This is a genomic window from Mesonia oceanica (assembly GCF_902499555.1).
GTDB lineage: Bacteria > Bacteroidota > Bacteroidia > Flavobacteriales > Flavobacteriaceae > Mesonia > Mesonia oceanica.
This window is the reverse complement of sequence record NZ_CABVMM010000013.1, coordinates 133885-149033: the sequence shown is the minus strand read 5'-3', so window position 1 is coordinate 149033 and position 15149 is coordinate 133885. Positions and strand designations below refer to the sequence as shown.

Genomic DNA, 15149 nt, shown 5'->3' with positions numbered 1-15149 from the left:
ATGAATATTAAGCAAGAGGCGCTAAAATTTTTACTTACCATTATTATAATTTTAATAGGAGGATACTTTCTTCATCAATTTCTATTAACTACTTATTTCCCTAAAGACCTAACGTCAATTTTAAAGTTCAGTTACAAGTTTAATGGCGGAATCACCATTTTGTTTACACTTACCATTATTCTGCTCAGTAAAAAATTTAAAGACCAATTGGGCTTTTTGTTTATGGCGGGTAGTTTTCTTAAAATTTCCCTTTTTTTGATCTGGTCAAAACTTCAAAACCAGGCATTAGATAAAAGTTATTTATTAACCTTTTTTATTCCTTATGCTATCTGCTTAATAGTTGAAATATACTTTGTTTCTAGAATTTTAAATCGTATTAACTATAAGAAAGACAAGTAATTGTAGGGGTTTTAAAAGAAATGAAACTTATTCACGAATTCGTGTGATTTTTTAAAATTTAATTACTTACATTTGCACCGAAATTTAAAGACCGAAATTAACCTGAAATGCAAAAGGAAAACATAATTAAAGTTTTATTGTTCTTTGCAGTAGCATTTAATGTTTTAGGTGTTTTTGCTAACAATCCACAGCAACACCACGAAGAAGGACAGGCAGATCAAGAGTCGTTAAGGGTAGATACCAAAAGAGAGGTTAAAGAATATATTAGCCATCACTTGCAAGATTCTTACGATTTCACTTTATATTCAGATTCTGAAGAAGGAAAACATATTGGCTTTCCGCTTCCTGTAATTTTAATTGATGATGGTGGCTTGAGGGTCTTTTTGTCTTCAGAGTTTCATCACGGAGAAAAAGTTGCTGAGGTAGGTGGTGATTACTACAAACTTTATCACGGAAGAATTTATAAGACCAATGCAGCGGGTGATATGACCTATGATGAAGAGCATCATCCAACCAATGAAAAACCTTTAGATTTTTCAATTACCAAAAACGTATTCACGATTTTATTAACATCTATCTTACTTTTATTATTGTTTGGTGGTCTTGCTAGACATTATAGAGATAAACATATTCCTACTGGTTTTGGAAGAGTCTTAGAGCCATTAGTGATTTATGTAAGAGATGAAATAGCAATCCCAAATATTGGGAAAGCAAAGTACAGAAGGTTTATGGGCTTCCTGTTAACTGTTTTCTTCTTTGTGTGGATTTTGAATTTACTAGGGATGACTCCACTTGGAGTGAATGTTACAGGAAATATAGCTATTACAGCTTGTTTAGCTTTATTTACTTATTTGGTTACTCAATTTAGCGCAACTAAAGATTATTGGAAACATATTTTCTGGATGCCTGGAGTGCCTGTAATCATGAAGATTATTTTAATACCTATAGAGTTACTAGGTACATTAACTAAACCATTTGCATTAATGGTTCGTTTGTTCGCAAACATCACTGCGGGACACGTTGTGATAATGAGTTTAATTGCACTTATTTTCGTAACCGATAATATTGTGTTGGATGGTCCTATTTCAGTATTATTAACACTGTTTATTTCAGTAATAGAATTATTAGTAGCCTTTTTACAGGCATATATATTTACTATGTTATCTGCGTTGTTTATAGGTCTAGCTGTAGAAGAGCACGACCATCATCCAGAAACAAATGATATTGTTTAATTATTAATTATAAATTGTAGATTATGGAAAGTCTAGATCTAGCGTTAGTTGGAGCAGGTTTAATTGTTATCGGGGCAGGATTAGGTCTTGGTAAAATTGGAGGCTCTGCTATGGAGGCTATTGCACGTCAGCCTGAAGCTTCTGGTAAGATTCAAACAGCGATGATTATTATTGCTGCATTATTAGAAGGTTTAGCATTCGCTGCTTTAATCCTAGCTTAAAATTAAACAAACAACACCCTGTAACGGTTGGTTGCAGGGGTTGTTTTTAAAATTAATAATTAAGAAACTTAAAAGATAAATGGAAAAGTTAGTTAACGATTTTGCCTACGGATTGTTTTTTTGGCAAGCTTTAATCTTAATTGTCTTAATTCTTTTATTAAGAAAATATGCTTGGCGTCCTGTTTTAAACTCTTTAGATAAAAGAGAGCAAGGCATTAAAGATGCATTGGACTCTGCAGAAAAAGCTCGTTTAGAGATGAAAAATTTGCAGGCCAATAACGAGAAAATGAAGAAGGAAGCACGTGAAGAGCGTGATGAGTTGCTAAAAGAAGCGCGACAAATAAAAGAAAAAATGATTGCAGATGCCTCTGGTGAAGCAGAAGAAAAAGCTAATGCAATGATTCTTAAAGCGCAAGAAAGTATTAGAACAGAAAAGCAAGCGGCTTTATCTGAAATTAAAGCGCAAGTAGCTAGCCTTTCTATCGAGATTGCTGAAAAAGTAGTAAAGAAAGAGTTAGACAACAAAGAAGACCAAATGAGGTTGGTTGATAATATGCTTGACGATGTTAAGCTAAACTAAGATTATGGCAAGTAGTAGAGCAGCACAACGTTACGCAAAAGCTTTATTAGATTTAGCTGAAGAAAGAAACAATCAGGAAGCTATTAATAAAGATATTCGTGATATTCACAAAACATTAGAAGCAAGTGGAGAGTTACGAAGTGTTTTAAAAAGCCCTGTAATAGATGTTAATGCAAAGGTAAATTCTTTAAAAGCGATATTTAAATCGGTTTCAGAAGATGTGAAAAACCTGTTTTCAGTATTAGCAAATAACAACAGAATTGCAGAATTAAACTTAGTAACTAAAAAGTACATTGAACTTTATGACGAAAAGAACAATGTGAAAGTTGCTTTAGTTACTACTGCAGAAGCTTTGACTCCGGCAATCGAAGCAAAATTACTTGCAAAAGTAAAAAGCCTAACCGGAAGCGAAGTGACTATAAAGAACAAGATTGATGAGTCAATCTTAGGAGGGTTTATTTTAAGAATTGGAGATCAGCAATACGATGCTAGTATTCAAGGAAAATTAAATACCCTTAGAACAAGATTTAAAAACAAAGCACACGTATAAATTAACATTAAAACGGTATAAGAAATTATACCATTTATAATAATTAATTATGGCAGAAGTGAATCCTGCTGAAGTATCAGCAATATTAAAAGAACAACTATCAGGATTTGAAGCGAAAGCTTCTTTAGACGAGGTAGGAACAGTATTAACCGTTGGTGATGGTATTGCCAACGTTTATGGGCTTGCCAACGCTCAATACGGAGAACTTGTTGAGTTTGAAGGAGGTCTTGAGGGAATGGTACTTAACCTTGAAGAAGATAACGTAGGGGTTGTACTTTTAGGTCCTTCAAAGAAAATTAAAGAAGGAGATACTGTTAAAAGAACACAACGTATCGCTTCGATTAATGTAGGAGAAGGAATAGTTGGTCGTGTAGTTGATACCTTAGGAACTCCAATCGATGGAAAAGGTGAAATTACAGGAGAAACTTTACAAATGCCATTAGAGCGTAAAGCTCCAGGGGTAATCTTCAGAGAACCTGTAGCAGAACCATTACAAACGGGTATTAAATCTATCGATGCTCTTGTACCGGTAGGAAGAGGTCAACGTGAGTTGGTAATTGGTGACCGTCAAACTGGTAAAACTACCGTTTGTATTGATACCATTCTTAACCAAAAAGAATTTTACGATAGAGGAGAGCCTGTTTACTGTATTTATGTAGCTATTGGACAAAAAGCTTCAACTGTAGCTGGTATCGCCAAAACATTAGAAGATAGAGGAGCCTTAGCTTACACGACTATTGTTGCAGCAAATGCATCAGACCCAGCACCAATGCAGGTTTATGCACCATTTGCTGGAGCAGCGATAGGTGAATATTTTAGAGATACAGGTCGTCCAGCTTTAATTATTTATGACGATTTATCTAAACAAGCAGTAGCTTACCGTGAGGTATCTTTATTATTACGTCGTCCACCGGGACGTGAAGCTTATCCTGGAGACGTTTTCTACCTTCACTCTAGATTATTAGAACGTTCTGCAAAAGTGATCAACGATGATACGATTGCAAAAGATATGAACGATCTTCCAGAATCTTTAAAAGACAAAGTAAAAGGAGGAGGTTCTTTAACCGCTTTACCAATTATTGAAACACAAGCGGGAGACGTTTCAGCATATATTCCTACCAATGTAATTTCAATTACAGACGGTCAGATTTTCTTAACTTCAGATTTATTTAACTCGGGTGTTCGTCCGGCAATTAACGTGGGTATTTCGGTATCTCGTGTAGGAGGTTCTGCTCAGATTAAATCAATGAAGAAAGTTGCAGGTACTTTAAAATTAGATCAAGCACAGTTCCGTGAATTAGAAGCATTTGCGAAGTTTGGTTCAGATTTAGATCCAGCTACTTTAAATACTATTGAAAAAGGAAAACGTAACGTAGAGATTTTAAAGCAAGCGCAAAACGATCCTTACCCAGTAGAAGATCAAATTGCAATTGTATATGCTGGTTCTAAGAACTTACTAAAAGAAGTTCCTGTAGATAAAGTAAAAGAATTTGAAAGCGATTATTTAGAGTACCTTAAAGCAAAACATAGAGATACTTTAGATACGTTAAAAGCTGGAAAGTTAACAGATGAAACTTTAGAAGTGTTGAGAAACGCAGCTTCAGAAATTTCAGCAAAGTATAAAAAATAGATTTGAGAGGTGAGTATTGAGATCTAAAATGTTCTCAATACTCATTACTAACCACTCATTACTAATACAATGGCAAATTTAAAAGAATTACGAAGCAGGATTACCTCGGTTTCTTCGACCATGCAGATAACCAGTGCCATGAAAATGGTATCTGCTGCAAAGTTGAGCAAGGCGCAAGATGCAATTACAGCGATGCGACCTTATGCCGATAAACTTACAGAATTGCTTCAAAGTTTAAGTGCTACTCTAGGAGAGGAAAGCGAAAGCAAATATGCTGAGCAACGTGAGGTGAAAAAAGTATTGGTAGTAGCTATTTCTTCTAATCGTGGTTTGGCGGGAGCATTTAACTCTAACATCGTTAAAGGTGTTAAGTCACTTTACGAAGAGCAATTAAACGGAAAAGAAGTAGAGCTTTATACCATTGGTAAAAAAGCAAACGATATTCTAAAAAAGACCTTTACCATTTCTAATCATAATACAGAAATCTTTGATAAGCTTGAATTTGATGATGTAGCTGAAATTGCCGAAGATATTATGAAAGCTTTTGTAGAAGGAAATTATGATAAAGTAATGCTCGTTTACAATAGCTTTAGAAATGCTGCTACACAAATAGTAACTAAAGAACAGTTCTTACCAATTATTCCAATGGAAGAAGGGGGAGATAATGTGAATTTAGATTATATTTTTGAGCCGGAAAAAGAAGAAATTGTAAAAGAACTCATTCCAAAGTCTTTAAAAATTCAATTATATAAAGCCTTAAGGGATTCTTTTGCTTCTGAACACGGTGCTCGTATGACAGCAATGCACAAGGCAACCGATAATGCGACAGAATTAAGAGATTCTTTAAAACTGTCGTACAACAAAGCACGTCAAGCATCCATTACCAACGAAATCTTAGAAATTGTTGGTGGAGCGGAAGCTTTAAATAATTAGACGAAGCGATAGCCGGAGTCAAATTATTCTTTCGAGAGGCGTTAAATAATTAGACGAAGCGATAGCGGAGTCAAATTATTCTTTCGAGAGGCGTTAAATAATTAGACGAAGCGATAGCCGGAGTCAAATTATTCTTTCGAGAGGCGTTAAATAATTAGACGAAGCGATAGCCGGAGTCAAATTATTCTTTCGAGAGGCTTTAAATAATTAGACGAAGCGATAGCCGGAGTCAAATTATTCTTTCGAGAGGCGTTAAATAATTAGACGAAGCGATAGCGGAGTCAAATTATTCTTTCGAGAGGCGTTAAATAATTAGACGAAGCGATAGCCGGAGTCAAATTATTCTTTCGAGAAGCTTTGAACAAGTAAGAAAATTCAATTTTTATATTATAAAAACCTCGAAGCAATTCGGGGTTTTCTTTTTCTATAAAAAGATTGAAAACTGTTACTAAAATCGATACATTTAAAGTTTAAAATCTACTTGTGCTTCAACGATTATTTAAACAAACATTCATTTACGGGTTAGCTACGGTATTACCAAGAATACTCACCTTTTTGCTAACACCTTTCTTTATCACTCAATTAAAATCTGCAGAAGATTATGGATTATATTCATTAATCATGGCATTTATGGTATTGGGTAATGTGGTGCTTTCTTACGGGATGGAAACTGCCTTTTTTCGGTTCATTAATAAAAAGGAAAATTCAAAAGAAGTGCTTCAGACTGGATTAACTTCACTTTTTGTAAGTACCTTAATTTTTTGTTTGTTAGGAAATATTTTTGCCTCTCATATAAGTTCATTATTAGAGATTAATCTTATCTACATTAGATTTATTATTGCTATTCTGTCTTTAGACGCTTTAGTAGTTATTCCTTTTGCAGCACTTAGGCAAGAGGGAAAATCCATTAAATATGGTATTATTAAAATAGTTAATGTGGTTATAAATGTTGTAAGTGTTGTTGTTTTTTTCTTGGTTTTTGCAAAACTAGATCCAAACAATTCAAATTGGATAAATGATATATTATACCAGAAAAATAAAGTTCATTATATCTTCACGGCAAACGTCATAGCAAGCTTTGTGACATTTTTAGTTTTTATTCCTATGTACTTCAACACAAAACTAAAATTCAACTCAGTTTTGTTTAAGCAAATGTTTCGTTATGCATTACCTATTTTAATTGCAGGGATTGCTTTTTCTGTAAATGAAGTATTTGATAAAATTATTCTCAAGTATTTATTACCTGAAAATATAGCGGAAAGAACCATTGGTATTTATGCCGCTTGCTATAAAATGGGAGTTTTCATGAGCTTGTTTATTACCGCTTTTAAATTAGGGGTAGAGCCTTTTTTCTTTCATCATGCAGAACAAAAAAATGCAAAAAAAACCTATGCAGACATTACCTTGTACTTTACAATTCTAGGATCATTCATCTTATTATTTATTTTGGTATATACCGATTGGCTAAAGTATATTTTAATTCCTAACAAGGAATATTGGGAAGCTTTAGTAATCGTACCTTTTATTCTTCTTGGTAATTTGTGTTTAGGAATATACCATAACCTTTCTGTTTGGTACAAAGTAAGTGATCAGACTAATTACGGAGCGATAATTTCAAGTTTAGGAGCAATAATTACGCTAACTTTAAATTTTTGGTTGATTCCTGAGATTGGTTATAAAGGAGCTGCAATTGCTACTTTAGCGGCGTATTCAGTAATGATGTTTACTTCCTATTTTATTGGGAGAAAAAAGTATCCCATTCCCTATAATCTAAAAAAAATAGGATTGTATTTAGGATTATCTGTTACTTTCGGGTTTACATCATTTTATATATTTAATAGGAACATTCTCATAGGAACATTATTACTTTTATTATTTTTGGGAATCATCTATATAAAAGAAAAAAAAGAAATTATAAAATTAGTACAAGCATCATAGCTAATGACTGTAAAAATCATCAATAAATCCAATCATCAACTTCCTGCTTACGAAACTATTGCTTCTGCAGGAATGGATCTTCGCGCCAATTTAGAAGATAAAATTATTTTAAGTCCGTTAGACCGCGTAATTGTAAAAACCGGTTTGTTTATGGAACTTCCCGTGGGTTACGAAGCGCAAGTACGACCTCGAAGCGGTTTAGCCGCAAAAAAAGGGATTACCGTTCTCAATGCTCCTGGCACGATTGATGCCGATTATAGAGGAGAAATAGGCGTAATTCTCGTCAATCTTTCCAAAGAAGCTTTTACGATTAATGATGGCGAACGTATCGCGCAACTAGTAATTGCCAAACACGAACGTGCCGAATGGCAAGAAGTAGAAGTACTGGAAGAATCTGACAGAGGAGAAGGTGGATTTGGAAGTACAGGAGTTTAATACCTATACAATCAGGAATCTCCAATAATAAAATATTTATAAATCATAAAAAATAAAAGTCCTTTCCTCAGGAAAGGATTTAGGATAGGAAAATGAAAATAATAGTACCTATGGCCGGTCGCGGCTCAAGATTACGTCCACATACTTTAACTGTACCAAAACCTTTAATTCCGGTGGCGGGAGAACCCATCGTTCATCGCTTGGTAAAAGATATTGCCAAAGTGCTCAACCAACCGATTGATGAAGTTGCTTTTATCTTAGGAGATCCAGCATTTTTTGGAGATGATATCGTAGATAGTTTAAAAGGCTTGGCAAAATCTTTAGGGGCAAAAGCTTCCATTTATCGTCAAGATCAGCCTTTAGGAACCGGACACGCCATTATGAGTGCTAAAGAGTCTCTTTCAGGGCCTGCTGTTGTTGCCTATGCCGATACGCTGATAAAAGCTAATTTCACCTTAGATGAAAAAGCCGATGCAGTAATCTGGACCAAAAAAGTAAAAAATCCGGAAGCTTACGGCGTGGTAAATCTAAACGAAAAAGAAGAAATTATTGAGTTGGTAGAAAAACCCGAAGAGTTTGTAAGTGATCAAGCAGTGATTGGGATTTATTACTTTAAAGATATTGCCGTTTTAAAAGGAAAACTACAAGAAGTTTTAGAAGAAAACTTAATGCACGGCGGCGAATACCAAATTAACGATGGTATTAAAAAAATGATGGCCGAAGGAAAAATTTTTAAAACCGGAACCGTTGATGAATGGATGGATTGCGGAAATAAAAATGTTACCGTAGAAACCAACGGTAAAATGCTTAACTTCCTTCAGCAAGATGGAGAAAAGTTAATTAGTGATTCGGTAAAGAAAGAGGCTTCAGAAATTATTGAGCCTTGTTATATTGGAGAGAATGTAGTATTAAAAAATTCTACCATTGGCCCCCATGTGTCTATTGGCGATGGTTGCGTAGTAGAGAACAGTTCTATTAAAAATAGCTTAATTCAAACCAATTCAAGCATTAAAAACGCTAAATTAGATAATTCCATGATTGGAAATCATGCCAAATACGATGGGAACTATACCCAAATAAGTATTGGCGATTATTCAGTATTGGAATAGAAATTGTAATCCTCCTACAAGGTTTTCAAAACCTTGTAGGTTTTTATAGAGGTTTTCTCTAGCTTATACCTACAAGGTCGAAAAAAGACCTTGCAGGAAAACCAAAAAGTATTATTTGAAAAAGATCCAGTTACATATTCTACTTATTTCATTCGGAATTTTCTTCGGAACTAGTTTCGTTTCCATAGCTCAAGAAAAACAGCAGGATTCTTTGGCGATTGCCAAACAGGAAGTTAATCAAGATAATTTAGGAAATGTAACCGATAAATTTCAGGAATATTTCTTTCGGGCTTTGGCACAGCGTGGGATTGAAAATTATGAAAAAGCGGTTAAGGCACTTCTTCAGTGTGAAGAATTAAAACCTAATAACACCGCCGTATTTTACGAGCTAGGGAAGAACTACAAAGACCTAGAAGAATATACCAAAGCCGAAAATTACCTGTATAAAGCCCTTGACGAAAAACAAGGAAATCAGGATATTCTAACTGAATTGTATGATGTCTATTACCTCACTCAAAATTATACTGAAGCGATTAAAATAGCCAAGCAGCTTAGTAAATTCAATATCGATTATTACGAAGATATTGCGAATTTATATGTAATAAAACAGCAATATCCACAGGCTTTGGAAGCTTTAGATTATGTTGATGCAAGAGAGGGAAAAAGCGAATATAGAGATGCGCTTCGTGCTAAAATATTTTCAGAAACAGAAGATGCTTCCTTAGAAGAAAATTATCTTCAAGAAGAGTTGGCAAAGTATCCTAATGATACCGACAGCTATTTATCTCTAATGTATTTTTACGCCAAACAGAATCAACTGGAAAAAACCTATCAGGTAGCTGAGCAATTATTAGGGGTTTATCCTAATGCTCAAGAAGCCCATTATGCTTTATACAAAAAGTACCTTGCCAATTATGAAGACGATAAAGCGGTTAATTCCATGAAAACTGTTTTAAAAGGCAATTTGAACGAGACGATGAAGAAAGAAGTGGTGAAAGATTTTATGCAATTGGTAAAAGAAAAACCAAAGTACGAACAAGCGTTAATGCAAACTTTGGATAATGAACTTGGTCAAGATGGGGAAACTAATAAACAAATGGCAAGTTTCTATTTGGGGAAAGATAATAAAAAAGCCATCTTAAACCTTCAAGCAGCTTTAAAAGAGAATCCAACAGATTTTGCTACGGCCAAAGATTTAATGCTGTTATATGTGGAAGAGAAAATGCCTTCCAAAGCCATTTTATTGGCAGAAGAGTTTATGGCCACGTATCCTTCACAGCCTATTTTATATTTGGTCACCGGTGTGGCAAATAATACCCTAGAAAATTTTAATGAAGCTGAAGAAAACCTATTGATGGGCTTGGATTATTTAATAGATAATCCAAAAATGGAAAGCGATTTCTATCAGCAGCTTTCAATTGCTTATCAAGCTTTGGGTAACGATAAAGAAGCAAAGAGATTTCAGCAGAAATTTGAAAACATTCAGAAAACCCTTTAGTTACTAATGCAAAACATTCTAAAAATATTTATTCTGGCACTTATTGGTAGTGTACTTTTCTCCTGCGGAACCAAAAAAAACGTGACCACCAGAAAAGCAGAAGAAAATAAGGTTAACGTTATTAAAAAAAATAAAGCCTCAGAACCAGACTTTAAAACTTTACAAGGGCGTTTAAGAGGAAGCTATGATGATGGCGAAGAAAGTCAGTCTATTTCCGTAAGTATTCGAATGGAAAAAGACAAAGCCATTTGGCTAAGTGCTAAACTAGCGGGTATTATTCCATTGGCAAAAGTCTTGGTAGAGCCTAATCGGGTTCAGTTTTACGAGAAAATAAACGGTAAATATTTTGATGGTGATTTCAGCTTATTGAGCAGTTGGTTAAATACAGAATTAGATTTTCAAAAAGTACAAGATTTGTTAATTGGTCAACCAATTTACGAGCCAACTGTAAAAGAATATCAGCTTTCTTCCACACAAAATGGTTATCAGTTAGCTTCCATCGAGAAATCACCTATTGCCAAGTCTTTTCTAATAGATTTATTGACTTACAGAACAAAGGCACAACAACTGATTCGTGCTTCAGAAAACCAAGGAGTAACCATTACTTACGATGATTTTTTTGGAAAAGAAGAGTATTTTATGCCAAAAGGAATCACTATTATTGCTAACGAAAAAGAATCGACCACAAAAATAAATATAGACTATCGTTCGTTAGAATTTAACCAACCGGTATCATTTCCGTTTGAAATTCCATCAGGTTACGAAGAAATTACTATTGAATGAATCAACTTTCGCTGAAATATCTCGCCTGTATTTTCCTATTTATAGGGATTTCTTTTCATTCATTCTCTCAAACCAAGGAGCGGCAAAAGCTTGAAAAACAGCGTTTGGCTTTACGTCAGGAAATCAAAGAAATCAATAGTTTAATTTCAAATAACAAACAAAAGCAACGGTCGGTATTAACACAGGTAGAAGATTTAGATAAACGAATTAGAGCTACTGAAAATCTTATTCGGGTAACCAATCAAGAAGCGAACTTGTTGACCAAAGAGATTAATACGAATCTTAATAAAATAGATAAGCTTAGAAAGGATTTAGAAAAGCTGAAGGAAGATTATGCTAAGATGATCAAGAAATCTTATAAAAGTAAATCGCAACAAAGCCGTATTATGTTTCTTTTCTCTTCAGAAACCTTTTTGCAGGCCTATAAACGTTTGCAATACATGCAACAATATACGGAATACCGAAAAGAGCAGGGAATTCAAATTAAAGCACAAACGGAAGAACTTCAGCAGTTAAATCAAGAATTAGTTGAACAAAAAAAGGCAAAAGAAAACCTGCTGGCAGAAAATAGGGTAACACAAAGTAAGTTGTTAGAAGATAAAAAACAACAAGAAGAGTTGGTGGCTTCTATTAAAAAGAAGACCAATGTTTTCGAAAGCCAGATAAAAGAAAAGCAACAAGAAATCACTAAAATCGATAAAGAAATTGACCGATTGATTAGGGAAGCCATTGCTGCTGAAAATAAAAAACAAGGCTCTACTTCTTCAAATAAGTTTAAACTTACCCCAGAGGCTAAAGAATTGGCTGCCAATTTCACTTCTAATAAAGGCAAATTGCCTTGGCCGGTAAAGTCTGGGGTAATCGCTATGCGTTTTGGAGAACATCCGCACCCAGTGGTAAAAACTGCGAAAATCCAAAGTAATGGAGTTAGGATTGAAACCAATGAAAATGAACCTGTGCGTTCTGTGTTTAATGGTACGGTTTTTCAAATTCAGGTTATTAAAGGCTCTAATAAATTAGTTTTGGTAAGACACGGTGATTATATAAGTGTATATCGAAACTTATCGAGCATTAATGTAGAAGTTGGTGATCAGTTAACTACTAACCAAGTTATCGGTAAAGTTGGTAAAAGTACCGCCACCGGAAGGCCAACACTTTATTTCTCTTTGTTTAGAAATACCAATCTGCTCAATCCCGAACTGTGGATTTATAAGATGTAAGAGGAAAGTTTGATGTAAAAAGTTTTCAGAGCATTTTGGTCATTGAGTGAGTTTTCAAGGAAAATTTGCATCGAAATGTTACCCAAATGGAACCTTCGGTACAAAATCTTTTATAAAGATTTCACTCAGTCTCTGACCTTTTCTAATTGAATTCACATTAAATCAAAAATAAAAAAGCCGAAGAAAATATCTTCGGCTTTCTTGTGGAGAATATCGGATTCGAACCGATGACCTTTTGGCTGCCAGCCAAACGCTCTAGCCAACTGAGCTAATCCCCCGTAAAACTTTGGCTAAAATAAGCAAAAATTTAATTCTGATAAGAATCTTAACCAACATTTTCTACTACCCAATCTAAATCACTTTTTTTAGCAGAAATAAGTTGAAGTGTATCGCCGGCTTCTAATTGTGTAGAACCCTCCGGCACAAAATAATTATCATCCCTAATAATCATTACCACTAAAGTGTTTTTTGGTAATTTAAGTTGATAAAGCTTTTTTCCGACCCCTTGGCTGTGTTTTGTAAGATGTATTTCTGCAGATTCTGTCTTTGATTCGTCTGAAAACTCAATCGCACGCGCTTTGGTAAGCGTTTTAACGGTAGTATCTTCCACACCTAACCATTTAGCCATTTTAATAATAGTTGTGCCCTGTAGCATTATGGAAACAAGTGTAACCATAAACACAATATTAAAAATCAAATCGGCTTTTTCTAACCCGGCTACCATGGGGAAAGTGGCGAACACAATAGGTACTGCCCCGCGCAAACCTACCCAAGAAATAAAAACCTTGCTTTTAAACTTTATTTTAAAAAAAGCCAGGCTTATAAAAACACTTAGCGGTCGGGCTACAAAAATTAAGAATAGCGCAATTGCCAGTCCAGTTAAAATTACCGGAATAATATGAGATGGGAAAACCAATAGGCCCAAGGTTAAGAAAAGAATAATTTGCATTAACCAAGCAAACCCATCAAAAAACTGACGAAGAGAATTTTTTCGAATTAATTTACTGTTTCCTAAAATAACAGAAGAGATATAAACGGCTAAAAAACCATTTCCACCAATAACTTCGGTGAGGGAATAAGCAATAAAACTTAGCGCTAAACCTAGAACAGGATAAAGCCCTTCAAAGTCTAATTCAATTTTATTAATAAGAAGCTTACTAAGCTTTCCAATAATAAAGCCAGATATAGCCCCAATGCTAATTTGAAGTATAAGCTGAAAAATGGAATCCCAACCATTAAAGTCTTGTGCAACTATGATGCCGGTAAAAAGAGTGGTTAAAAAGTAAGCCATTGGGTCATTACTTCCACTTTCTAACTCCAGCATCGGCCTTATTCCATCACGGAGATTTATATTTTTAGAACGTAAAATGGAAAAAACGGCTGCAGCATCTGTGGAAGACACAATGGCGCCGAGCAATAAAGCTTCAGTAATTGTAAAATCCAATAAATAATAGGTGAACAAGCCAACGGCGCCAGCGGTGATAAAAACGCCTAGGGTGGCTAAAATTCCACCTTTGTACATGATTGGTTTTACAGCATCCCAACGCGTATCGAGCCCTCCAGAAAATAAGATGACGTTTAAGGCAACTATTCCTATAAATTGAGCTACGACAGGGCTATCGAAGTTGATGCCTAATAAGCCTTCTGAGCCGGCTAGCATTCCTACGGCCAAGAAAAGTACCAGTGTGGGAACACCAAAACGGTACGAGGTTTTTCCTGCCAAAATACTCACTAACAGGAGTAAGGCGCCAATTAATATAATTTGAGCTATTACCATTTATTGTTCAATAAACTGAATAGTTTTATGAGTTACTTTTTCTAAATCTGGGGATAATCTTTCTTCATCCCACGGATGTTTAGTTTCAAATACGTGATTGCTTCCTTCTAGCAAAAAGAGTTCACTTTTTTTATTCCATTCATGAAGTTTTTGCGCTTCAGAAACATTCACCGTAGGATCATCTTTTGCATGAATAATTAAAAGAGGTTTCCTTAAATTGCTAGTGGCTCGTTGGATATTGAAACGTTCTTTATTCGCCATAAAATCATTATAAAACTGAATATGATGCGGCATCTGTTGTTGTGTTCTTCCATTTTTTACAAAGTAGAATTCATTCGCTTTCCATTTTTGTAAATCTTCACCTTTTGGGAATCTACTTTCAAAATCAGAAACACCATTCCAAGTAATTACTTTTTTTACTTTACTTTCTTCCTCAGCTTTAATAGATACAATTCCACCCCCTCGGCTATGACCAATTAAATTTACATTTTGGACATCGGCATTGGCATGAAATTGTTTGGTTGTAGTAATCCAATCAATTACCGTTTTTAAATCGTCTAACTGTTTGGTAAAGTTGTCTTGTGCAAAAGCATCTAAATCTGGAAAATCAATGGGTTCTTCCACTGTTCCACCATTATGCGAAAAATTAAATTTAATAAAGAAAAAACCTGATTCAGCAAACTTTTCAGCTACCAAATCCCAAGCGCCCCAATCTTTAAAACCCTTGTATCCATGACAAAAAATAACGATGGGTTTAGGTTGATGCGTAGGTTGAAAATAAACATCGGTTACGATGGGTTTGTTGTGTTCTCCTTCTAATAAAAAATTTTTCTCTCTAATCATA

At 34.7% G+C, this 15149-nt stretch carries 15 protein-coding genes and 1 tRNA gene; 13 read left to right on the top strand and 3 right to left on the bottom strand.

Features of this window, described 5'->3' with window-relative positions; genetic code table 11:
• The 13 genes from FVB9532_RS15850 to FVB9532_RS15790 all read left to right on the top strand — a co-directional run bounded on the left by FVB9532_RS15850 (window position 1) and on the right by FVB9532_RS15790 (window position 12528).
• A complete protein-coding gene (locus tag FVB9532_RS15850) occupies window positions 1–399 on the top strand; it encodes a DUF6168 family protein (RefSeq protein ID WP_150546159.1) in 399 nt (132 codons plus the stop codon).
• Between the two features lie 107 nt (window positions 400–506).
• On the top strand, window positions 507–1631 hold the full coding sequence (atpB, locus tag FVB9532_RS15845) for a F0F1 ATP synthase subunit A (RefSeq protein WP_150546158.1): 1125 nt from the start codon (window positions 507–509) through the stop codon (window positions 1629–1631).
• Window positions 1632–1654: 23 nt separating this feature from the next.
• On the top strand, window positions 1655–1852 hold the full coding sequence (gene atpE, locus FVB9532_RS15840; protein ID WP_150315409.1) for an ATP synthase F0 subunit C: 198 nt from the start codon (window positions 1655–1657) through the stop codon (window positions 1850–1852).
• 79 nt (window positions 1853–1931) lie between these two features.
• Window positions 1932–2432 carry a F0F1 ATP synthase subunit B gene (locus FVB9532_RS15835; protein ID WP_150546157.1) on the top strand — a complete coding sequence of 167 codons (501 nt, stop codon included), beginning with the start codon at window positions 1932–1934 and terminating at the stop codon, window positions 2430–2432.
• Window positions 2433–2436: 4 nt separating this feature from the next.
• Window positions 2437–2982 (top strand): ATP synthase F1 subunit delta, encoded by a 546-nt coding sequence (gene atpH / locus FVB9532_RS15830; protein ID WP_150546156.1) that lies wholly within the window; start codon window positions 2437–2439, stop codon window positions 2980–2982.
• A gap of 49 nt (window positions 2983–3031) precedes the next feature.
• Window positions 3032–4612 (top strand): F0F1 ATP synthase subunit alpha, encoded by a 1581-nt coding sequence (gene atpA / locus FVB9532_RS15825; protein WP_150546155.1) that lies wholly within the window; start codon window positions 3032–3034, stop codon window positions 4610–4612.
• Between the two features lie 69 nt (window positions 4613–4681).
• Complete coding sequence (gene atpG / locus FVB9532_RS15820) at window positions 4682–5545, top strand: ATP synthase F1 subunit gamma (protein ID WP_150546154.1); 864 nt, start codon at window positions 4682–4684, stop codon at window positions 5543–5545.
• 483 nt (window positions 5546–6028) lie between these two features.
• On the top strand, window positions 6029–7483 hold the full coding sequence (locus tag FVB9532_RS15815) for a lipopolysaccharide biosynthesis protein (protein ID WP_150546153.1): 1455 nt from the start codon (window positions 6029–6031) through the stop codon (window positions 7481–7483).
• 3 nt (window positions 7484–7486) lie between these two features.
• A complete protein-coding gene (gene dut / locus FVB9532_RS15810; protein WP_150315403.1) occupies window positions 7487–7918 on the top strand; it encodes a dUTP diphosphatase in 432 nt (143 codons plus the stop codon).
• Between the two features lie 92 nt (window positions 7919–8010).
• Window positions 8011–9027 (top strand): sugar nucleotidyltransferase, encoded by a 1017-nt coding sequence (locus FVB9532_RS15805; RefSeq protein ID WP_150546152.1) that lies wholly within the window; start codon window positions 8011–8013, stop codon window positions 9025–9027.
• Between the two features lie 115 nt (window positions 9028–9142).
• Window positions 9143–10525: a tetratricopeptide repeat protein gene (locus tag FVB9532_RS15800; RefSeq protein WP_150546151.1), complete on the top strand. Its 1383-nt coding sequence runs from the start codon at window positions 9143–9145 to the stop codon at window positions 10523–10525.
• A 6-nt stretch (window positions 10526–10531) separates the two neighbouring features.
• Window positions 10532–11308, top strand: a complete 777-nt coding sequence (locus FVB9532_RS15795) for a lipoprotein insertase outer membrane protein LolB1 (protein ID WP_150546150.1) — start codon at window positions 10532–10534, stop codon at window positions 11306–11308.
• Window positions 11305–12528, top strand: a complete 1224-nt coding sequence (locus FVB9532_RS15790) for a murein hydrolase activator EnvC family protein (protein WP_150546149.1) — start codon at window positions 11305–11307, stop codon at window positions 12526–12528. The genes FVB9532_RS15795 and FVB9532_RS15790 overlap by 4 nt, the downstream gene beginning before the upstream one ends.
• Before the next feature lie 204 nt (window positions 12529–12732).
• Here FVB9532_RS15790 and FVB9532_RS15785 read toward each other — a convergent pair.
• The 3 genes from FVB9532_RS15785 to FVB9532_RS15775 form a co-directional block, all read right to left on the bottom strand.
• Window positions 12733–12806: transfer RNA gene (locus FVB9532_RS15785), tRNA-Ala, on the bottom strand.
• Window positions 12807–12853: 47 nt separating this feature from the next.
• Window positions 12854–14305 carry a potassium/proton antiporter gene (locus tag FVB9532_RS15780; RefSeq protein WP_150546148.1) on the bottom strand — a complete coding sequence of 484 codons (1452 nt, stop codon included), beginning with the start codon at window positions 14303–14305 and terminating at the stop codon, window positions 12854–12856.
• Window positions 14306–15148, bottom strand: a complete 843-nt coding sequence (locus tag FVB9532_RS15775) for an alpha/beta hydrolase family protein (protein ID WP_150546147.1) — start codon at window positions 15146–15148, stop codon at window positions 14306–14308.
• Window position 15149: the final 1 nt, after the last annotated feature.

What these genes read in the sequence shown, in the direction of transcription:
- dut (WP_150315403.1), top strand. Translation starts at nt 7,487, where the DNA reads ATGACTGTAAAAATCATCAATAAATCCAATCATCAACTTCCTGCTTAC.
- FVB9532_RS15805 (WP_150546152.1), top strand. Translation starts at nt 8,011, where the DNA reads ATGAAAATAATAGTACCTATGGCCGGTCGCGGCTCAAGATTACGTCCA.
- atpA (WP_150546155.1), top strand. Translation starts at nt 3,032, where the DNA reads ATGGCAGAAGTGAATCCTGCTGAAGTATCAGCAATATTAAAAGAACAA.
- FVB9532_RS15790 (WP_150546149.1), top strand. Translation starts at nt 11,305, where the DNA reads ATGAATCAACTTTCGCTGAAATATCTCGCCTGTATTTTCCTATTTATA.
- FVB9532_RS15850 (WP_150546159.1), top strand. Translation starts at nt 1, where the DNA reads ATGAATATTAAGCAAGAGGCGCTAAAATTTTTACTTACCATTATTATA.
- atpE (WP_150315409.1), top strand. Translation starts at nt 1,655, where the DNA reads ATGGAAAGTCTAGATCTAGCGTTAGTTGGAGCAGGTTTAATTGTTATC.
- atpB (WP_150546158.1), top strand. Translation starts at nt 507, where the DNA reads ATGCAAAAGGAAAACATAATTAAAGTTTTATTGTTCTTTGCAGTAGCA.
- atpG (WP_150546154.1), top strand. Translation starts at nt 4,682, where the DNA reads ATGGCAAATTTAAAAGAATTACGAAGCAGGATTACCTCGGTTTCTTCG.
- atpH (WP_150546156.1), top strand. Translation starts at nt 2,437, where the DNA reads ATGGCAAGTAGTAGAGCAGCACAACGTTACGCAAAAGCTTTATTAGAT.
- FVB9532_RS15795 (WP_150546150.1), top strand. Translation starts at nt 10,532, where the DNA reads ATGCAAAACATTCTAAAAATATTTATTCTGGCACTTATTGGTAGTGTA.
- FVB9532_RS15835 (WP_150546157.1), top strand. Translation starts at nt 1,932, where the DNA reads ATGGAAAAGTTAGTTAACGATTTTGCCTACGGATTGTTTTTTTGGCAA.
- FVB9532_RS15780 (WP_150546148.1), bottom strand. Translation starts at nt 14,305, where the DNA reads ATGGTAATAGCTCAAATTATATTAATTGGCGCCTTACTCCTGTTAGTG.
- FVB9532_RS15775 (WP_150546147.1), bottom strand. Translation starts at nt 15,148, where the DNA reads ATGATTAGAGAGAAAAATTTTTTATTAGAAGGAGAACACAACAAACCC.